The following is a 17,996-nucleotide window of genomic DNA, read 5'->3' as shown; positions in this document are numbered from 1 at the left end:
GGCAGGGTTGTTGTAGGTGCTCCTTAGAAAGGAGGTGATCCAGCCGCACCTTCCGGTACGGCTACCTTGTTACGACTTAGTCCCAATCGCCAGTCCCACCTTCGACAGCTCCCTCCCACAAGGGGTTAGGCCACCGRCTTCGGGTGTTACMAACTYTCGTGRYKTGACGGGCGGTGTGTACAAGGCCCGGGAACGTATTCACCGCRGCGTTGCTGATCYGCGATTACTAGCGAYTCCGRCTTCATGSRGKCGAGTTGCAGMCYSCAATCCGAACTGAGAMYGGCTTTWTGGGATTAGCTCCACCTCACAGTATCGCAACCCTTTGTACCGGCCATTGTAGCATGCGTGAAGCCCAAGACATAAGGGGCATGATGATTTGACGTCGTCCCCACCTTCCTCCGAGTTGACCCCGGCAGTCTCCCATGAGTCCCCGCCATTACGCGCTGGCAACATGGAACGAGGGTTGCGCTCGTTGCGGGACTTAACCCAACATCTCACGACACGAGCTGACGACAACCATGCACCACCTGTGAACCGGCCGCAAGCGGGGCACCTGTCTCCAGATGTTTCCAGTCCATGTCAAGCCTTGGTAAGGTTCTTCGCGTTGCATCGAATTAATCCGCATGCTCCGCCGCTTGTGCGGGCCCCCGTCAATTCCTTTGAGTTTTAGCCTTGCGGCCGTACTCCCCAGGCGGGGCACTTAATGCGTTAGCTACGGCGCGGAAAACGTGGAATGTCCCCCACACCTAGTGCCCAACGTTTACGGCATGGACTACCAGGGTATCTAATCCTGTTCGCTCCCCATGCTTTCGCTCCTCAGCGTCAGTTAATGCCCAGAGACCTGCCTTCGCCATCGGTGTTCCTCCTGATATCTGCGCATTTCACCGCTACACCAGGAATTCCAGTCTCCCCTACATCACTCTAGTCTGCCCGTACCCACCGCAGATCCGGAGTTGAGCCCCGGACTTTCACGGCAGACGCGACAAACCGCCTACGAGCTCTTTACGCCCAATAATTCCGGATAACGCTTGCGCCCTACGTATTACCGCGGCTGCTGGCACGTAGTTAGCCGGCGCTTCTTCTGCAGGTACCGTCACTTTCGCTTCTTCCCTACTGAAAGAGGTTTACAACCCGAAGGCCGTCATCCCTCACGCGGCGTCGCTGCATCAGGCTTGCGCCCATTGTGCAATATTCCCCACTGCTGCCTCCCGTAGGAGTCTGGGCCGTGTCTCAGTCCCAGTGTGGCCGGTCACCCTCTCAGGCCGGCTACCCGTCGTCGCCTTGGTGAGCCATTACCTCACCAACAAGCTGATAGGCCGCGAGTCCATCCAAAACCACAAAAAGCTTTCCACCCCCCACCATGCGATGAGGAGTCATATCCGGTATTAGACCCAGTTTCCCAGGCTTATCCCAGAGTTAAGGGCAGGTTACTCACGTGTTACTCACCCGTTCGCCACTAATCCCCGGTGCAAGCACCGGATCATCGTTCGACTTGCATGTGTTAAGCACGCCGCCAGCGTTCATCCTGAGCCAGGATCAAACTCTCCGTTGAAGWAAAACAGACACACCATGCGCCCCCGGGAAAACGGGAASCACACAATGCACAAAATTTGAAACCAGCCAAAAACACCAGACCACACCACGGGGTGGCATGACCCGGCAAATTCAACCAATTCAATACAATAAATTGGTATCAACAAACTTGGCACACTATTGAGTTCTCAAACAACAGACACACCCGGCACCACCACAACCCCACAGGGCCGCGGATCGCTCCGGAGCAACTTCTCAAACTTACCCGAATCCAGACCCCCAGGCAAATCAGCGTTTCCGCGATCACCCGGTCCAGGAACAGGCCCCCGCCCGGTCTTCAGCGCACCAAAAATGCGCCGTTTTCCAGGCCGTTTATCGAGGGGGTCGGTCGCTATCTTTCCGCTTCAGCGGCGGCGACTCGAACTACTTTACACACCAAACCCGGACCCCACAAATCGGCCCCCACCGATACCCCCACCCACCAAAAACCCCGGAAACACAAGGAAACCAGCCCCCAATGCGTGCCTGAGAGGGCAGATTTCTGGCATCCGGGCCGCAAGTGGACGGTGTGCGCTCCGTCACCGTCGTCGTCCGCGCAGGCGAGCGGTGGCTGGCGGGGCCGCAGGCGGCCACGTCCGAACCGGGTTAGCCGCAGGCGGCCCCAACCGAGCCGGGTCCAAGCGAAGACCGGGTTAAATGCGAAAAGGGCCGGCAACCAATTGGTTGCCGGCCCTTGATCAAGCCGCTGGCTTCAGGGGTGCTGAATTACCAGGAAGACTTCGTGATGCCCGGGAGCTCACCGCGGTGAGCCATGTCGCGGAAGCGAACACGGGAGATACCGAACTTCTGGAACGTGCCGCGGGGGCGGCCGTCGATGATGTCGCGGTTACGCAGGCGGACCGGCGAGGCGTTGCGGGGCAGCTTCTGCAAGCCAAGGCGGGCAGCTTCGCGTGCTTCGTCGGTTGAGTTGGGGTCAACCAGAGCCTTCTTCAGTTCGAGGCGCTTTGCAGCGTAACGCTCGACGATGACTTTACGCTGTTCGTTCTTAGCGATCATTGACTTCTTAGCCATGTGTTTAGCGCTCCTCTCGGAATTCGACGTGCTGGCGGATTTTGGGATCGTACTTCTTCAGGACCATGCGGTCCGGATCGTTACGACGGTTCTTGCGCGTCACGTAGGTGTAACCCGTGCCCGCGGTCGACTTGAGCTTGATGATCGGACGTACGTCCTTGTCCTTTGCCACTAGAGCTTCACTCCTCGTGCCAGGATGGCGGCGACGACTACGTCGATGCCACGTACGTCGATGGTCTTGATGCCACGTGCAGAGACCTGCAGGGTGACGTTACGGCGCAGGGACGGAACCCAGTAGCGCTTCTTCTGGATGTTCGGGTCGAACCGGCGCTTGTTGCGACGGTGCGAGTGCGAAATGCTGTGTCCAAAGCCCGGCTCGGCTCCGGTCACCTGGCAGTGTGCTGCCATGACGACTCTCCTCATGAAAATAAAATGAAACGGCTGCAGAGTTCCCACATAACCGTGCGACAGGCAGCGTCCGCATCCAGCCCCCACCTGCGATCCGCAGTCTTCCGACAACCGGCTTAGCCAGTTGCAGTCCTCACTGCGGCGAAGATTGTGGGTCACGGGCACCGGGCCGAGATTTCCGGGGGAAATCACCGCGGCGTGCCGGGATGCTGGGCGAATACAGGAGTGCACGCAACTTGAGCCCCTAACTACCGGCCACCGGGACTGCCCGATTTCTCAGACCTTTCCGCCAACCGGAGCAATTGCACACGCTCCGCGCCACCTAGCGCCCACCAAGTCTACGGGCTCGGCCAATTAAAGACCAATTCTGGCCCGACGGCGTGGTAGTGCACGCGGTCCGGTCCGCCGGCAAGTCTTATGCGGGGCGCAGTTCTTTCACAGCAAAATGATAGGCAATGGGCAGACTCTGGATACATGAACACATCAACCCAGACTGCCTTGCAGCCCGCGGTCCGGCGGGCGCCGGTCTCCCGGAACCCGTTCGAGGGACAGCACCGCAGTCGGATGCTCAAAGCAGACCTCCTCACCGTAATCGCCTGGGCATCACTGGCGGCGGCCGTGGCGTTGTGGCTGGCCGACGGCGGAGCCGCTGGCTTCTCGAGCGTGGCCGGAGCTTTCGATGCGGTGGGGATCGTGGCCGGGTTGGCCGGCATGGACTTGGTGCTGCTCATGCTGCTCCTGGCAGCGCGCCTTCCGATCATCGACGGTGCGGTCGGACATGACCGAGCCCTCGAGTTCCACCGCAAACTCGGCAAGCCATCCCTGTACCTCCTGCTGGCCCACGGCGTTCTGCTCGCGGTCGGCTATGGGATGGCCGAGGGACTTGATCCGGTCAGCGAAACGGTGTCGCTTTGGAACAACGTTTCGGACATGTGGCTCGCCTATGTCTCGATGGCACTGTTCATCGCCGTCGTCGTCACCTCCCTGGTGGCCGTCCGCCGTCGTTTTCCCTATGAGTTTTGGTACGTCGTTCACCTGCTCACCTATGCCGCGGTGCTGACGTCCCTGCCTCACCAGTTCAGCGTCGGTGGACTCTTCGCCGAGGGTACCTGGCAACGCTGGTATTGGCTCGCGGTGTGCATCTTCACGGGGGCAGCGCTCCTGCACTACCGGGTCCTTGAGCCGATCGTTGCTACCTTCCGGCACCAGTTGCGGGTCAGTCGTGTGGTGGCCGTGAGCCAAGGCGTGGTCAGCATCGAAATGGCCGGCCGGCACCTCGACGAGCTCGCCGGCAGCGGCGGCCGTTTCTTTATCTGGCGCTTCCTCGCCCCCGGGCAGTGGTGGCACCCGCATCCGTTCAGCCTCTCCGCGGAGCCGATGCAGATCGACGCCGACGGCGGGGGCCGGCTGCGGATCACGGTCCGCAATCTCGGCAGGGGGTCGGCGCAGCTGGCCCGGCTGAAGCCCGGCACCCGGGTGGCTGTCGAAGGACCCTACGGGCTGTTCAGCACCGCGTCGCGCAGCCGCAAGCACGTAGTGATGATTGGTGCGGGCATCGGCATCACCCCGATCCGCGCCCTGCTGGAGAGCACTCCGTTCGCACCGGGCGACGCGACGGTGATACTCCGCGGCCACAGCGCTTCCGGACTCTACCTCGGCCAGGAAATCCTCGATCTATGCCACCGCCGAGGTGCCACACTATTCCACCTGACCGGCCGCCGCCCCCGCGGCGCACAGACCTGGTTGCCGGAGAGCGAGGCACGCGCCGGCTACAAGCTGGCCAGCTACGCACCAGATCTCGCCAACTCGGACGTCTACGTCTGCGGGCCCGCCGGCTGGGCACAAAACGTCCTCCACGACGCACGCCGAGCCGGCGTGCGGGAAGAGCAACTCCACTACGAAAGGTTCGACTGGTGAGAATTCGCGCAGTAGTTTCAGCAACCCTGGCCTCGGTCGGCATCCTCGTGGTCGGCTGGCAGTCGGGAACCCACGCTCCCACTACGGCCAGCGCGGTTGGCATCTCGGCTGGCACCAATGGCGCCGGATCTACCGGCAGTGGTTCCGGCACCTCGGGCTCGAGCGGTGTGGCCGGCAGCTCGGCCTCAGGATCGACCGGAACTTCAAGTTCGACTGGGTCAACCGGGTCAACCGGGACGACCGGCGCGGCGGCCGCGGCCGGCGGCACCTTCGCCGGTTCCGTCGTGCAGACCCGCTTCGGCCCGGTCCAGGTGCAGATCAGCGTCGGCAGCGGCAAGATCTCGGAAGTCAGCGCCCTGCAACTGACAAATGAAGATCGCAGGTCGGTGCAGATCAGCAACTACGCCGCCCCGGTGCTGCGCTCCGAGGTCCTCCAGGCCCAGTCGGCCAACGTGCAGACCGTCAGCGGGGCCACCGTCACCAGTTCCGCCTACCTGACCTCACTCCAGTCGGCTCTCGATGCAGCCCACCTCTGAGCTCGGCCGGCCTGAGCTCAAGGCCCAGACCTTCCACTCCATGGGCACGGTGGTCAGTCTCACCGTCCCCGCCGGAACCGAGCACTGGACCGCGGCAGCCGCTGCCTCGCTGGCGGCCGCGACCGACGTCGTCGAACAGCTGTTCCTGGAACTTGACGCCCGATTCAGCCTCTACCGGCACGGGTCCGAGGCCAGCCGACTGGCGCGCGGGGAGCTTTCGCTGCGCGAGGCGTCGCAGGACTTCCGGGACCGCTACGCCGAAGCAGCCGAATGGCGGCTGCTGACCGAGGGCGCGTTCACTCCGGAACGGCCGGACGGCGTGCCGGACCTGTCCGGGCTGGTGAAGGGCTTCGCGATCAAGGAAGCCGGGGCCGCTCTGCAGTCACTGGGACTCGACGACTGGTGCCTGAACGCCGGCGGCGATGTGCTGGTCGCAGGTTCGCCCATTATGGGCAGTCGTGCCCGGTGGCAGGCCGGCATCGTTGATCCGCAGCACCGCAAGACCCTGATCGCTGCCTACCCGCTGGGCGGCGGCACCGGCGCCCGTGCGCTCGCCACCTCCGGCTCCGCTGAACGCGGCGACCACATCTGGACCAGCAACACAGGAATCAGTGAATTCCTCCAGGTTTCGGTGGCCGCGGCCGACGTTGTCACCGCAGATGTGCTCGCCACGGCAATCGTGGCCGGCGGCGTGCCGATGCTCAACCGTGCGACGAGCGGCTGGGACGTTGAGGTACTCGCCATCCGGAACGACGGCGGCATCCTCGCCACGGCGGGGTTCCGGGGCTAGGCTCGCCCCGCGCCTGCCTGTTGCTGCTCCTTGCTCCGGGCTTAGAGGCGCGTGAGCTGAGGATACCGCGGCGAGAGCCCGTCGCCGGAGGACTTGCCCGTGACCCGGCGGACCACCCAGGGTCCGGCGAATTCGCGCACCCAGCGGGCGTTCGCGCGGATCGCCTCGGAGCGGCTGAGTTCCGGAACCGGCGTCATCGGGGGCACCTCGATCGAGTGCTCGTGCTCCAGCACTTCAAGGACGCGCTTGGCCATGTTGGCGTGCCCGGCTGCCGACATGTGCATGCGGTCGGTCGCCCACATGCCCCAGTCGTAGTACTCCGTGAACCGCCAATAGTCCACCAGCAGGGCATCGTGGTCCCCCGCAATGCCGCGGACCAATTCGTTGTAGATGGCGGTGCGGCCGCGCGTGGTCCCGAAGACCTTGGAGCCGCGGGCGTCGAATCCGGTGAACAGCACCACGGTGGCGCCGGTAGCTTTCAGCTTGCGGATCCCGGCGTCGTAGTCCGCCAGCAGGTTATCGATGTCCACCTTGGGGCGCAGGATGTCGTTCGCGCCGGCATAGATGGTCACGAGGGTCGGGTTCAGCGCGACGGCGGCGTCCACCTGCTCGGCCAGGATCTGGCGGAGCTTCCGTCCGCGGATGGCGAGGTTGGCGTAGCCGAAGCCCGGGTCCGCTGCGCCCAGCTGCTCGGCCACGCGGTCCGCCCAGCCGCGGACGCCGTTGGGGCGGCTCTGGTCGTCGTCGCCGACGCCCTCTGTGAAGGAGTCTCCAAGAGCAACGTAGCGGGCTGTGAAATCCATGGAGACAGTCTGCCACCTGTTGCTGAGAGCAACCAAGACGCCCAAGTGGCTCGCAATTGTTGCCGTTATGACGCCTCAAAACGGCAACTACTGCCAGGCAGTTGGGTGGGGTCAGGCGGGCGGAGGCGTGATGTCGCGCAGGATCCAGTGGCCGGCGTCGAGCCTGGACACGATCTTTTCGCCGATCCGGGCCATCATCGCGACGTCATCGGGATCCAGAGCGTCGAGGAACAGCGTGCGGACGGCCTCCACATGCCCGGGCGCGAGTCCCTCTATGGTGGTCATGCCGGCGTCGGTGAGGTGGGCGGTGGTGACCCGGGCGTCGCCGGGGTGCGGCCGCCGCTCGAGCCACCCACGGTTCTGGAGCTTGGTGACCACGTGCGAGAGCCTGGACAGCGAGGCGCTGGTGCGCGCCGCCAGTTCGCTCATGGGCAGGTACCGGCCCTCCGCCTCGGAGAGCATGGCCAGGACGTTGTAGTCGAATAGCGAGAGTTTGCCGGCCGCATGCAATTGCGTGTCAAGCGCGGCGGGCAGCAGCGTGTTGATGCTCAGTTGGGCCAGCCAGGCACGGCGTTCGTCGGCGGTGAGCCAGCGCGGTTCGGTCATGGCTCTATTCTAGGAGCCTCGATGCTTGACGGTTCAACGTCGGCGCGGGCCGGGCGTCAGCCGAGCCGCCTGCGGGCCCTCGGCAAGCGGTAGGCTGACGCTATGTACGTAGTCTCCCTGACCTACAAGGTGCCCGAAGAGATAGTCGAGTTCCACCTGTCGGCGCACGTCGCCTGGTTGCAGGACGCCTTCGACAGCGGTGTCTTCATGGTGGCAGGGCGCAAAATCCCGCGCACCGGTGCGCTCCTGCTGTCCAACGCGGACCGCTCCGATTTGGACGCCGCACTGGTCAAGGACCCCTTCTACGTCAACGGTGTGGCCGATTACGACGTCGAGGAGTTCCACGCGAGCCGCGTCGCGCCCGGCTACGAAAACCTGCAGGACAGTTAGCTCAGCCGGGCAGCAGCTTTTTCAGCCCGCCCTTGCGAGGGACCTTAACGGGTTCCGGCCAGCGCGGAGTGAGCTCGTCCCCCAGCGTGACACCGCGCAACTTGCGGCCGAAGAGGGGAAGCACCCAATCGTGCACCCAGCGGCGCTGCCGCCGCTCCCACTCCCGGAGACCCAGCCTGACGGGCGGCTCCCAGTCCTTGGGACTGATGTTGTGCGGTACGCCCAGATGGTCCAGGACCTGCGCGGCGAGATATTTGTGGCCCGCCTTGGACATGTGCAACCGGTCCGAGTCCCACATCCGGGGGTCGTGGAAGGCATCGAAGCACCAGTAGTCCACGAGCACCGCGCCGTACCAGTCAGCCAGCTCCCGGACGCGGCGGTTGTAGAGGTTGTTGCGCCTCTTCAGCGGCTCGAGCAATACCGAAACCTTAACGTCGAAGCCGGTGAACAGGACCACGGTGGCGCCGGTGGCGCTAAGTTTCGCCACGAGGTGTTCGTAATCGTCCATCAAGTCTTCGATGTCCGTGCCGAAGTCCAGGATGTCGTTCCCGCCGGCGTACAGGGTGACCAGGGTCGGTTCCATGGCGAGCGCAGGCTCCAGCTGCTCAGCAATGATGTGCCGTAGCCGCTTGCTGCGGATGGCCAGATTGGCGTACTCCCACCCGGGTTCTGCCTTCGCCAGCTTCTCGGCCACCCGGTCGGCCCAGCCCCGGACTCCGTTGGGAAGCCTCGTGCTCCGGTCCCCCACGCCCTCCGTGAACGAGTCCCCCAGGGCAACGTAAACTCGCCGCCCGTTGGGGCCCGGATTCAAAAGGTTCTCGGCCACCTGTCCACGCTAACCAGCCCAGCAGACCAGAAGGGAACGGCGGGGTGAACACACGGGGCGCGACGTGCAGCCCGCACCGCCGCGGACGATGGGTTAGCGCAGGACGATGTCGACCGGGTTGGCCTCGGACCGCCATTTCCCCTCCGAACCGGGGCCCGGCGCGATCACCGGGGCCGTGAGGACGCCGGAGCGGTTGGTGCGCTTGTCCCGGAGGATCTCGGTAACCGAGCCAAGGTGGCGGGACAGGTCGATCACGTTTTCCGGTGCGGCCAGCAGCAGCTGGAAGCCGAACTCGTGCAGCGCCTTGATGCCGGCGCCGGCGAACTCCTCCGACGCCAGCACAAAGGCCTCGTCCATCATCACGGTGCCGTACGTGGTGAAGCCTTGCTCGGCGATGCCCAGCTGGTAGCTCAGCGCCGCCGCCATGATGAATGCGGTGAAGCGCTGCCGCTCACCGCCGGACATCGAGCCGGTATCGGCGTGCATGAACACCTCGGTCTTTACCGCGCGGCTCTTGCCGCCGTTCTTCGCAGCTTTGGACCCGGAGTCCCGCACTTCGCGGTGCTCTTTGCACTGGATGAAAAGGTGCCCGCGGACGTCCAGCACCTCGGCACGCCAGCGGCGGTCCTCGGGGGTCTGCGACCCGAGCCGCTTCACCAGCGTTTCGAGCGACTTGTAGCGGTTGGTGAGCTCGGCGTCGTCGTCCGTCTCCGCGCCGGCGACGGCGGCCGGCGCGGCAGCCTTCCCGGGCCGGGTGTGGCGGACCTTCAGCGCGTTCTGGATGGCGTCCTTGAACTGCTTCGCGGTAGCCGGCAGGGTCTGCTTGATGTCCAGCTCCAGGAAGCTGCCTTCGTGGAAGTTGACCTCGGAGAGGATGCCGTTCAGCGGCAGGATGCGGCTTGTGATGGAGCGGCGTTCCTCGTCAAGCAGGTGCAACAGCGTGCTGAAGGACTCGTGCGTGCGCTGGTTGAAGAACTGCCGGAACTCGGCTTCCTGCGCCGGAAGGCCGTCGCTGACAATGGCGTGGTAGCGGGATTCGAACTCGCCGGCGGCCCCGATCGAAGTGCCGTGGTCCGCGGAAATCGCCGTGCCCCACTCGCGGACGAAGCCCTCGAAGATGCGCGTGAGCCGCTCGGAGGTGGCCTGCCCGCGGGACTCGGCGGCGTGCAGTTCGGCCTGCAGCCGGGTCCGGACCTGGTTGGCGAGGTTGTCCAGCTCATGCATTTCGGCCAGCTCGCCGAAGCCGGTGAAGTAAGGTTCCAGCGCCGCGACGGTGGCGTCCGACGGCGGCTGCTGGGCCAGGCGCGCCTGCGCGGCGTCCAGCAGCGAATCGGCCGTGCTGAGCTGCGCGTCGAGAGCCTTGTACTCGCTCTGCAGTACGGCCGCCGCCTCGGTGCTGGACTGGTGTTTCTGTCGGGAAACATCGATGTTGGCGCGCAGCGGCTCGAGGTCCGCCTGCGCGGCGAGGGCGTCCTTGAGCCGCTGCTCAATCCTCGCGAGCTCCTCGGCGGCAACCGCAGCGGACACCTGCTCCCAGGGCCGGTGGTCGTGGGCCACGCGGCGCAGTGCGTCGAGCTGGCGGGTCATGCCCTGGTGCGACTCTTCCCGGCTTTGCGCCAGTTCGGCGGCCTTGGCGAGTTCCTGTCGGAGCTCCTCGACCTGCGCGGCCACCACTTCAAGTTTGGCGGCGTTGTCGAAGCCGAGCACGTAGTCCTGCCGCGAGGTGAAGCGGTCATCCTTTTCCACGGTGTGGCGGTTGCGCTTGACCACGCCGCCGAGGCTCAGGCCCTTGTCCAGCCCGGCCAGCTCGCCCGGATCCTCCACGCAGGGGTAGGCGAAATCGAGCGCAATCCGCTCCCGGATCCACTCGCCGGCCGCCGCGAAGGCGCTGCCCGCCGGACCGGCGGTGAGGATGTCCAGCTTGGTCAGCAGATCGCCGTCGGCCGCGTCCTCCACGGCCAGCGCGCCGCCGGCGAGCGGCTTCGAAATGTCCACCGCGCGCAACGCACCGCGGACCGGATAGTCGTTGAGGTAGCGGGTAACGGCTGCAAAGTGCTCGCCCGGGACCAGCAGCGTGGTGGCCAGGCTGCGCAGGGCGCGTTCGGCAGCCGGCCGCCACTGTTCGTGGCCCTCCGCGAGGTCGATGAGCTCACCGCCGAAGGGCATCTGCTCCTCGGAAATGCCGGTGGCCGCCGCGATGGCACTGCGGTTTTCAATGCTCGACGGCGGCAGCAGGGACTTGCGCGTCTTGAGCGAGACAAGTTCCTGCTGGGCCGCGGCGAGCTCCCGCTTCCTGGTCGCGTGACCGTCGAACGCCTCGAAACGAAGCTCCTTGAGCGACTCCGAATGGTCCTGCAGCTCGACGGAGCGCGCCGCCGCGTGCTCGTGCGCCTGCTCCCAGCCCGCGGGCGTCCACTCAAGCTCCAGGCCGGCGTCGGTCAGGGCTTTGCGGGCGGCTTCCTCGACCTGCTCGCGGAGTTTGAGACCCACCCGGGCGTTCTCCAGCGACTGTTCGATCGCGGAAATCGCGTTGCCGCCCTGGTTGTTGTAGTCCGCCTCGAGCTCGCGCAGTTCCTTGGCCAGACCGTCACGGACGCCGCGTTCGGCGCCGAGCTGCTTTGCCTTATCCTGTGCCAGCGCCTTGAAGCGTTCCAGGGTTTTGCCGTGCACGCTGACGGCCAGCTGCTGCTTATAGGCCTCGAACTCCTCGCCGGCGAGATCCCGCAGCCGGTTCGCGTCGAGCAAGGACTGTGCGTACTCCTTGTTCAATCCGGGGACGGGCGCCAGCTGGTCGCGCTGCTGCCGGACATCCTCGAGCCGTTGCCGGATGGACATCAGGTTGCTGAATTCCTCGACGACGTCGTCCGCGGCAGCCAAGGTGGCGGGCGCATCCAGGACCTGGTCGCGGAAGAAGGTATTGACACTGCCGCCCAGGCCCTTGCCGGCCTGGATCACGCGCAGCAGCGGCAGGGCCTGGTCCGAGTTGATGCCCAGCAGGCGCCGGAAACGCTCGGCGAAGGCTTTGTGGACGTCAAAGATTTGGGCATCCGGGAAGATCCCTTCCAGCGCCGACTTGGTGAACCGCTTCTCTGCGATGCCCTCGAGCGCGGCCAGGTCCAGCGGCTTATTGTCTATCAAATAGAACCGGCCGACGCTCGACTCGGTCCCGTTCTTGGGCACGTCGAAGAGTGCCGAGACGGTCACCCGGGTGCCCGCGGCGTTGTCGAAGGTCAGCCCGACGGCGGACCAGGTCGCGCCGGGGCGTTGGAAGGCGCTGGCGGAGCCCTCGCCCACGGCTTTGTCCCCCACCTTGCCGCGCATGTACGTGAAGGTGGTTCGTTTGTCCTCGACGGCGCCGCCGGCGCGCTGGGCCGCGGCCTCGTTGGAGCGGGGCCGCGCGTCGAACACTCGCAGCATCGCGTCGAACAGCGTTGACTTGCCGACCCCGGAGTTGCCGGTCAGCAGGGTGCCGTTGCGGTCCACGTGCATTGTATGGGCGCCATGGAAGGTGCCCCAGTTGACCACCTGGACCAGGGCTAGGCGCATCTGGCCGGGGTTGGTGAGTTCGCCTAACGGCAGCATGGTCGCGATACTCACTTGGCTGCCTCCGCTTCCTCAGTGTGGTCGCCTATCGCGGCATCCTTGTGGTCGCCTATCGCGGCATCACCGGACACATGCTCTGCATGCTCGCTCGTTCCGCCCCTCGGACTCCCTTGCCTCGCAAGCTCGGCCAGGGAACCCTCTCCGAGGGGGCCCAGCTTAGACGCATGCTGCCGCATGTCCCCGGGGCTGCCGCTGCTGATTACTCGGGAATCGTCGTCGTCGTCGGTGATCGGCTCACCTTGAGCGTCGTCTTCAGTGTCCTCGTCGGAGCTCGCGGGGCTGTCGCCGTCGATGTCGATCAGGGGTTCTGTGCCGGTGGGGTCGGCGGAGGCGGCGATTAGGGCTTCGATTTGGGCCGGGATGTCGCCGATGTTTTCGAAGGGGAGGGCCAGCGGGAGGGCGTTGGAGATGGTGTAGACGTCGTCCAGGCCCGTGGTGAGGAGTAGTTGGCGGGCCAGGAGCTTGGTGATGGCGCGGTTGACGACGTCGGAATCGCGCAGGGCGTCCTGCTGGCCGGCGGGCTGGTAGTGGGCCACCAGGTCGGCGATTTCCTCGCGCGTGATCGTCGGATCGGTCTGGGCGGTGACGTGACGGTCCAGGAGGAGGCGCAGGCGCAGCAGCACGATGGTTTCGACCCGGCTCAGGGCACGCTGCTGGCGCAGAATGCTGGAGCGGGTGCTGCCGCCGATCGCCTCGGGGTCCACCGGCCGCAGCACGGCCACCTTGCGTTCATGGTCCAGTTGCAGCGTCAGGAGCACGTCGGAGAGGCGGCTGCGCAGGATCAGCTGGTTGTCCAGCAGTGTGGTCCAGAGCTTTTCGTCCCGGCCGCCGTCGATGTATGGGCCCTTGAGGAGCTTCACGAGCGCCTGCCGGACCTTCATCGGGAGCACTCCGGTGTCGCCCGGGAAGAGTGCCGCGCCGTCGACGAAGGTGTCCCGCGGTGTCACGGTGAAGGGATCGGCGTGCACGTGCTCCGGCTCGTGCTCCCGTTCCGTGCCGGGCGCTTCCTGGACAAGGTCGGTCATCTTCAATCCTTCTTAAGCGTGACGACAGGCAGGTACGCGGTGCGGACCGAGCCGTCGATCTGTTCGAAGTCCAGCGCCGCCCAGGCCCCGCGGTCGAAGTCTGCACCCTGGTGCAGCGCGTGCGAGAGCAGGGCACGGATGGAGTTGATGTGGCGTTCGGTCCCCGGCAGTTGCTCCCAGGCCTCCGCCAGGGTGGACACACCTGCGACGGCGGTGCGGATCGCCTCGGGGCTGGCCTTGCCGGTCCGCGGCGAGCGCACCCGGTCGGAGTCGCTGAACGCGATCGGGTCCGCCAGCCTCGGCGGCGCGGCAAACTCATCCGGATCGAAGAGCTTGACCATGGCCAGGGATTCGAAGCCGGCGTTGAAGAGCACCGGTCCGCGGACCAGGCCCGGGCGCTCGCGCTCGTAGGGCAGCGAGCGGATCGCCTGCTCGGCCTCGCGCAGGACCTTGCGGAGCCTGACGGACTGGCGGTAGTCGTCGCTCTGGACATAGGTGTTGAGGCTTTCGCTGAGCTTTCCGTAAATCCGCTGGATCTGGCTGTGCTGGCTGCGCAGTTCGGCCACCAGGTTTTTCAGCGTCTCACGCTCATCCTGGCTCAGCTCGTCGGCGAACTGCCGGCTGAGCACCTCCCCGATCGCGGAACGGAAGCGCAGTTGCTGCTGCGGATCCTCCAGGAAGGCGGTGAAGGACCGGAAGGTCCTGCCTTCGGGGCTCTGCCGGAGCCGTTTGTCGGCCTCCAGCACCTGCGCCATCGTGGCACCCTTGCTGAGCGACTCCTCGATGATCTGGTTTCGGAGCTCACCCACCAGTTCCTCGATCCGGTCCCGCATCTTCTTATAGTCCGCGGGCAGGCTGGCGGCGAGGTCCAGGATGTTGCCGGCCGCTTCGACGGCTTCCTCGTCGTCGAGCAGCCCGTCGAACTCGCCGGAGCTGATCTCCTCGATCAGTTGCCGGCGTTCGCCGATTTCTTCTTCCAGGGAGACCAGCCGTGCGCTCTGGTCCGGGTTGGTCTCGTTGGCAAGTTTTTCCACGTCGCCCAGCAACGTGCCGAGGCGTGAACCGTTCAGGGTGGAACGTTCACTGGAGAGGCTGTCCAGGAAGGCCAGGACACGGGCCGCGGGCTCGGTGACCTCGTAGACAATCTGGCCGGACTGGTTCCGGCGGGTCAGGAAGTTCTTGCGGGTCCACTCATCGCCGAAGCCTTTGCCGTTGGCGGAGCCGCCCAAGCCCGGATCCTGGCGGCGGAGCTGCTCAAGGAAGGCGTCGACGTCGGCGTGGAACTGTTCCAGCGGCAGCTGCGGCCGGGTGCGGGTAAAGGAGGCCTGCAGCACGGCTATCACCCACGGGGCCGAGCGGGTCAATGCCCATGCCGGACCTTTGGTGAGGAGTTCGAGGTCCCGGAGCCGGGCGCTGATGGCGTCGGCGGAGGACAGGGCGGAACGGGACACGCACTTCTCCTATCGCTGCCGAGGTGGGGGGTGGGCAGCGGACTAAAGAAAACTGCCAACTACAAGGTTAACGCAGGGCCACCGGAATCACCGTTGTACCTGTCGCGCTGCGGGCGCACACTTGAAGGACTACGTGGGAGGAGAGTGAGATGCGGACCAAGACTGCATGGATCATAGGTGCGGCGTCGACGGCGGTGGTCCTCAGTAGCGCCTCAGTGGCCGTCGCGGCGGACGGCCTGCTGGGTCCGGGAGTCCCGGTGCCAGGCGTCAGTATCGCGCCGCAACCGACGGACACGCATGAGGCGGACGACGCCGGCCTGCACCCCTGAGACCCGCGTACGGACGGCGGTGCCCGCCTCGTGCGGATCCGGCAGCAATCGGACCCTTGTGACGCCTGTTGCTGGTGTGGTTTTCGCGACCTCACCGTGACCTACGCCCGGGTAGCATTTCGATCCCGTATCAAGGGCCCCCAATCCGCCCCGCGCCTCTGGCTGGGCGCCCCTTCCGCACCCTACGCTCGGGCTACTGATCAGCCGAAGCGACGGTGCAGGAGGAAGAATGCAGTTCGATCCAAGCGCGTTGGAAACGGGCACCATGGTGTTCCTCGGAACGCTGGTTTTTGCCCTAGTGATAGGCCTCTTCATCTTGACCGCGGCCTTCGCGTCGTTGGCGCTGCTGGGGGTGGGCCGGTTCGCCTGGTTCGTGGCGGCCAGCGTCCTGCTCGGGCTGGTCCACGGCATTAACGGCGCCTGGGACCGGCTGCTGCACCATGCCGCCGGGGTGGAGCTCCCCGGCGATTTTCCCGGCGATTTAATCGGGCAGCCGTCCCCTAGCACCGGCACCTACCCGCGGGTAGTATTGCGGGACAGCTGAAGGGTCCTCCACCCGCGGCGGACCCAGGGCTCGAGCCGGCCAACCCGGTTAGAGGAGATGCCCAGTGAGCTCCGCCGTCGATAACCCAGCCACCCAGGATCCAGCCGCCGAGAACCCCGCCGCCGAAGTTCCGGTAGGCTCGCAAAAGATCGGTTCGGAGGCCACCGCCGCCGATGCCCGGGCCGTCGCAGAAGCCGCCCGGGAGACCAGCTGGGACCGGCCCAGCTTCGCCAAGGGCCTCTACCTTGGCAGCTTTGACCTTGGCCTCGTCCATCCGTGGCCGCAGGCGCCTGCGGACGACGTCGAACGCGGCGAAGCGTTCATGGAGCGGCTCACCGCGTTCTGCCGCACCATGTCCGGACGCACCATCGAGCGCGACGCCTTGATCCCCGACGAGTACCTGTCCGGGCTGGCAGCCCTCGGCGTCTTTGGCATGAAGATCCCCCGCGAATACGGCGGCCTGGGCCTGTCTCTGGTGTACTACGGCCGGGCCTTGGCACTGCTGGGCTCGGTGCACCCAAGCCTCGGCGCGCTCCTGTCCGCGCACCAGTCGATCGGCGTTCCGGAGCCGGTCAAGGTCTTTGGCACGCCGGAGCAACAGCGGGAGTACCTGCCGCGGTGCGCTTCCGGCGCCGTCACGGCGTTCCTGCTTACCGAGCCCGACGTCGGCAGCGACCCGGCCCGGATGGGCAGCACCGCCGTTCTATCGGAGGACGGCGGAAGCTACGTGCTGGACGGTGTGAAGCTGTGGACCACCAACGGCGTCATCGCGGAACTTGTGGTGGTGATGGCACTGGTCCCCGCGCACACCGACGCGGACGGCACCGAACACCGCGGCGGCATCAGCGCCTTCATCGTGGAAATGGACTCCCCCGGCATCACCGTGGAGAACCGCAACGCCTTCATGGGGCTGCGCGGCATCGAGAACGGCGTCACCCGCTTCCACCAGGTCCGGGTGCCGGCCGGGAACCGGCTGGGCCGCGAAGGCCAGGGCCTGAAGATCGCGCTCACCACACTCAATACCGGGCGCCTGTCGATTCCCGCGCTCTGCGTGGCTTCCGGCCGCTGGAGCCTGAAGATCGCCCGCGAATGGTCCAACGCCCGCACCCAATGGGGCCGGCCGGTGGGCCAGCATGAGGCGGTGGGCAAGAAAATCGCCTTCATCGCCGCCAGCGCGTTTGCCCTGGACGCAGTCTTCGAGCTCTCCGCCGAGCTGGCCGACGCCGGCCAGAAGGACGTCCGGATCGAAGCAGCCCTCGCCAAGCTCTGGTCCACCGAGATCAGCTGCCGGATCGCCGACGAGCTGGTGCAGATCCGCGGCGGCCGGGGCTTCGAAACGGCCGACTCGCTCGAGGCCCGCGGCGAACGTGCGGTCCAGGCCGAACAGCAGCTGCGGGATATGCGGATCAACCGCATCTTCGAGGGCTCTTCGGAAATCATGCGGCTCCTGATCGCACGTGAAGCCGTGGACGCCCATCTGGCCGCCGCGGGTGCCCTCGCCTCGGCGGACGCCAGCCTCTCCGACAAGGCAAAGGCCGCCGTCGGCGCTTCCGGCTTCTACGCCCGGTGGCTGCCGAAACTGGTGGCGGGCACCGGCATGGATCCGCGCTCCTACGGGGATTTCGGCCGGCTCGGCAGGCACCTGCGGTTTGTGGAACGGGCCTCGCGACGGCTGGCCCGGCAGACTTTCTACGGGATGGGCCGCTGGCAGGCCAAGCTCGAACACAAGCAGGCCTTCCTGGGCCGGATAGTGGACATCGGCGCCGAACTCTATGCGATGGCGGCGTGTTGCTCGCGGGCGGAGATGCTGCTGCGGACCTCTCCCGAACGCGGCGCCTCGGCCTACGAGCTCGCGAACGCATTTTGCGAGCAGGCGCGGGTCCGGGTCGAGGAGTATTTCGACCAGCTCTGGCGCAATACCGACGACGGCGACCGGTCGCTGACCCGCCGTGTCCTCGCCGGGGACTACGAGTGGCTCGAGGCCGGCGTACTTGACCAGTCCGAAGGCACAGGACCCTGGATCGCGGATGCCAGCCCCCGCGCCTCGGCGAAGGAGAACTTGCACCGAAAGTACCGCTGACGTGGGTATATGCCCGCCACACGACAGGAGAACTGAATAGTAAGCATCCTTGCTATCTACGCCGCCGACGTGATTAGGTGGAGG

The 17,996-nt window shown here is 65.8% G+C and carries 15 protein-coding genes, 1 rRNA gene and 1 pseudogene; 7 read left to right on the top strand and 10 right to left on the bottom strand.

All coding sequences use genetic code 11. The features are described 5' to 3' along the window. Positions 1 to 27: 27 nt before the first annotated feature. The 4 genes from AC1DGI_RS04805 to rpmB form a co-directional block, all read right to left on the bottom strand. Positions 28 to 1,552 (bottom strand): 16S ribosomal RNA (locus AC1DGI_RS04805). A 746-nt stretch (positions 1,553 to 2,298) separates the two neighbouring features. After that, positions 2,299 to 2,604 (bottom strand): 30S ribosomal protein S14, encoded by a 306-nt coding sequence (gene rpsN, locus AC1DGI_RS04800; RefSeq protein ID WP_043485315.1) that lies wholly within the window; start codon positions 2,602 to 2,604, stop codon positions 2,299 to 2,301. A gap of 4 nt (positions 2,605 to 2,608) precedes the next feature. Then, positions 2,609 to 2,776: a 50S ribosomal protein L33 gene (gene rpmG / locus AC1DGI_RS04795; protein WP_013602737.1), complete on the bottom strand. Its 168-nt coding sequence runs from the start codon at positions 2,774 to 2,776 to the stop codon at positions 2,609 to 2,611. Continuing rightward, positions 2,776 to 3,012, bottom strand: a complete 237-nt coding sequence (rpmB, locus tag AC1DGI_RS04790; RefSeq protein ID WP_011693744.1) for a 50S ribosomal protein L28 — start codon at positions 3,010 to 3,012, stop codon at positions 2,776 to 2,778. The genes rpmG and rpmB overlap by 1 nt, the downstream gene beginning before the upstream one ends. Before the next feature lie 474 nt (positions 3,013 to 3,486). On the opposite strand from rpmB, the gene AC1DGI_RS04785 reads away from it, so the two are divergent. From AC1DGI_RS04785 to AC1DGI_RS04775, 3 genes are read left to right on the top strand one after another with little or no spacing between them, the layout of a single operon-like run. Beyond that, complete coding sequence (locus AC1DGI_RS04785) at positions 3,487 to 4,929, top strand: ferredoxin reductase family protein (RefSeq protein WP_441401751.1); 1,443 nt, start codon at positions 3,487 to 3,489, stop codon at positions 4,927 to 4,929. Further along, the gene (locus AC1DGI_RS04780; RefSeq protein WP_441401749.1) at positions 4,926 to 5,465 is read left to right on the top strand and encodes an FMN-binding protein; all 540 of its coding nucleotides are present in this window, start codon (positions 4,926 to 4,928) and stop codon (positions 5,463 to 5,465) included. The genes AC1DGI_RS04785 and AC1DGI_RS04780 overlap by 4 nt, the downstream gene beginning before the upstream one ends. Further along, entirely contained in the window at positions 5,449 to 6,255 is an 807-nt protein-coding gene (locus AC1DGI_RS04775) for an FAD:protein FMN transferase (protein ID WP_441401747.1), read from the top strand. Before AC1DGI_RS04780 ends, AC1DGI_RS04775 begins: the two co-directional genes overlap by 17 nt. 41 nt (positions 6,256 to 6,296) lie before the next feature. On the opposite strand, the gene AC1DGI_RS04770 is transcribed toward AC1DGI_RS04775, so the two are convergent. Continuing rightward, on the bottom strand, positions 6,297 to 7,058 hold the full coding sequence (locus AC1DGI_RS04770; protein WP_441401745.1) for an SGNH/GDSL hydrolase family protein: 762 nt from the start codon (positions 7,056 to 7,058) through the stop codon (positions 6,297 to 6,299). A gap of 111 nt (positions 7,059 to 7,169) precedes the next feature. Next, complete coding sequence (locus AC1DGI_RS04765) at positions 7,170 to 7,664, bottom strand: MarR family winged helix-turn-helix transcriptional regulator (RefSeq protein ID WP_441401743.1); 495 nt, start codon at positions 7,662 to 7,664, stop codon at positions 7,170 to 7,172. A 102-nt stretch (positions 7,665 to 7,766) separates the two neighbouring features. Here AC1DGI_RS04765 and AC1DGI_RS04760 point away from each other — a divergent pair, with 102 nt between their 5' ends. After that, complete coding sequence (locus AC1DGI_RS04760; RefSeq protein WP_441401741.1) at positions 7,767 to 8,054, top strand: YciI family protein; 288 nt, start codon at positions 7,767 to 7,769, stop codon at positions 8,052 to 8,054. A 1-nt stretch (position 8,055) separates the two neighbouring features. Here AC1DGI_RS04760 and AC1DGI_RS04755 read toward each other — a convergent pair whose 3' ends face one another. From AC1DGI_RS04755 to AC1DGI_RS04740, 4 genes and pseudogenes are all read right to left on the bottom strand, one after another. Beyond that, the gene (locus AC1DGI_RS04755; protein ID WP_441401739.1) at positions 8,056 to 8,880 is read right to left on the bottom strand and encodes an SGNH/GDSL hydrolase family protein; all 825 of its coding nucleotides are present in this window, start codon (positions 8,878 to 8,880) and stop codon (positions 8,056 to 8,058) included. A gap of 93 nt (positions 8,881 to 8,973) precedes the next feature. Continuing rightward, positions 8,974 to 12,477 carry an ATP-binding protein gene (locus AC1DGI_RS04750; RefSeq protein WP_476897947.1) on the bottom strand — a complete coding sequence of 1,168 codons (3,504 nt, stop codon included), beginning with the start codon at positions 12,475 to 12,477 and terminating at the stop codon, positions 8,974 to 8,976. A 245-nt stretch (positions 12,478 to 12,722) separates the two neighbouring features. Continuing rightward, positions 12,723 to 13,508, bottom strand: a pseudogene (locus AC1DGI_RS04745) (DUF4194 domain-containing protein); the annotation flags it as partial. Between the two features lie 2 nt (positions 13,509 to 13,510). Beyond that, positions 13,511 to 14,959, bottom strand: a complete 1,449-nt coding sequence (locus tag AC1DGI_RS04740; protein WP_441400370.1) for a DUF3375 family protein — start codon at positions 14,957 to 14,959, stop codon at positions 13,511 to 13,513. 149 nt (positions 14,960 to 15,108) lie between these two features. Between AC1DGI_RS04740 and AC1DGI_RS04735 the strand changes: the two genes are divergently transcribed. The 3 genes from AC1DGI_RS04735 to AC1DGI_RS04725 all read left to right on the top strand — a co-directional run bounded on the left by AC1DGI_RS04735 (position 15,109) and on the right by AC1DGI_RS04725 (position 17,912). Beyond that, on the top strand, positions 15,109 to 15,288 hold the full coding sequence (locus AC1DGI_RS04735) for a hypothetical protein (RefSeq protein ID WP_441400368.1): 180 nt from the start codon (positions 15,109 to 15,111) through the stop codon (positions 15,286 to 15,288). Between the two features lie 229 nt (positions 15,289 to 15,517). Next, positions 15,518 to 15,832: a hypothetical protein gene (locus AC1DGI_RS04730; RefSeq protein WP_441400367.1), complete on the top strand. Its 315-nt coding sequence runs from the start codon at positions 15,518 to 15,520 to the stop codon at positions 15,830 to 15,832. A 64-nt stretch (positions 15,833 to 15,896) separates the two neighbouring features. Then, positions 15,897 to 17,912: an acyl-CoA dehydrogenase family protein gene (locus AC1DGI_RS04725; protein WP_476897946.1), complete on the top strand. Its 2,016-nt coding sequence runs from the start codon at positions 15,897 to 15,899 to the stop codon at positions 17,910 to 17,912. Positions 17,913 to 17,996 lie beyond the last annotated feature (84 nt).

This window comes from Arthrobacter sp. 05N428_2 (assembly GCF_056397065.1).
The sequence above is the reverse complement of the archived record's forward strand: the minus strand, read 5'-3'. Positions and strand labels throughout refer to the sequence as shown.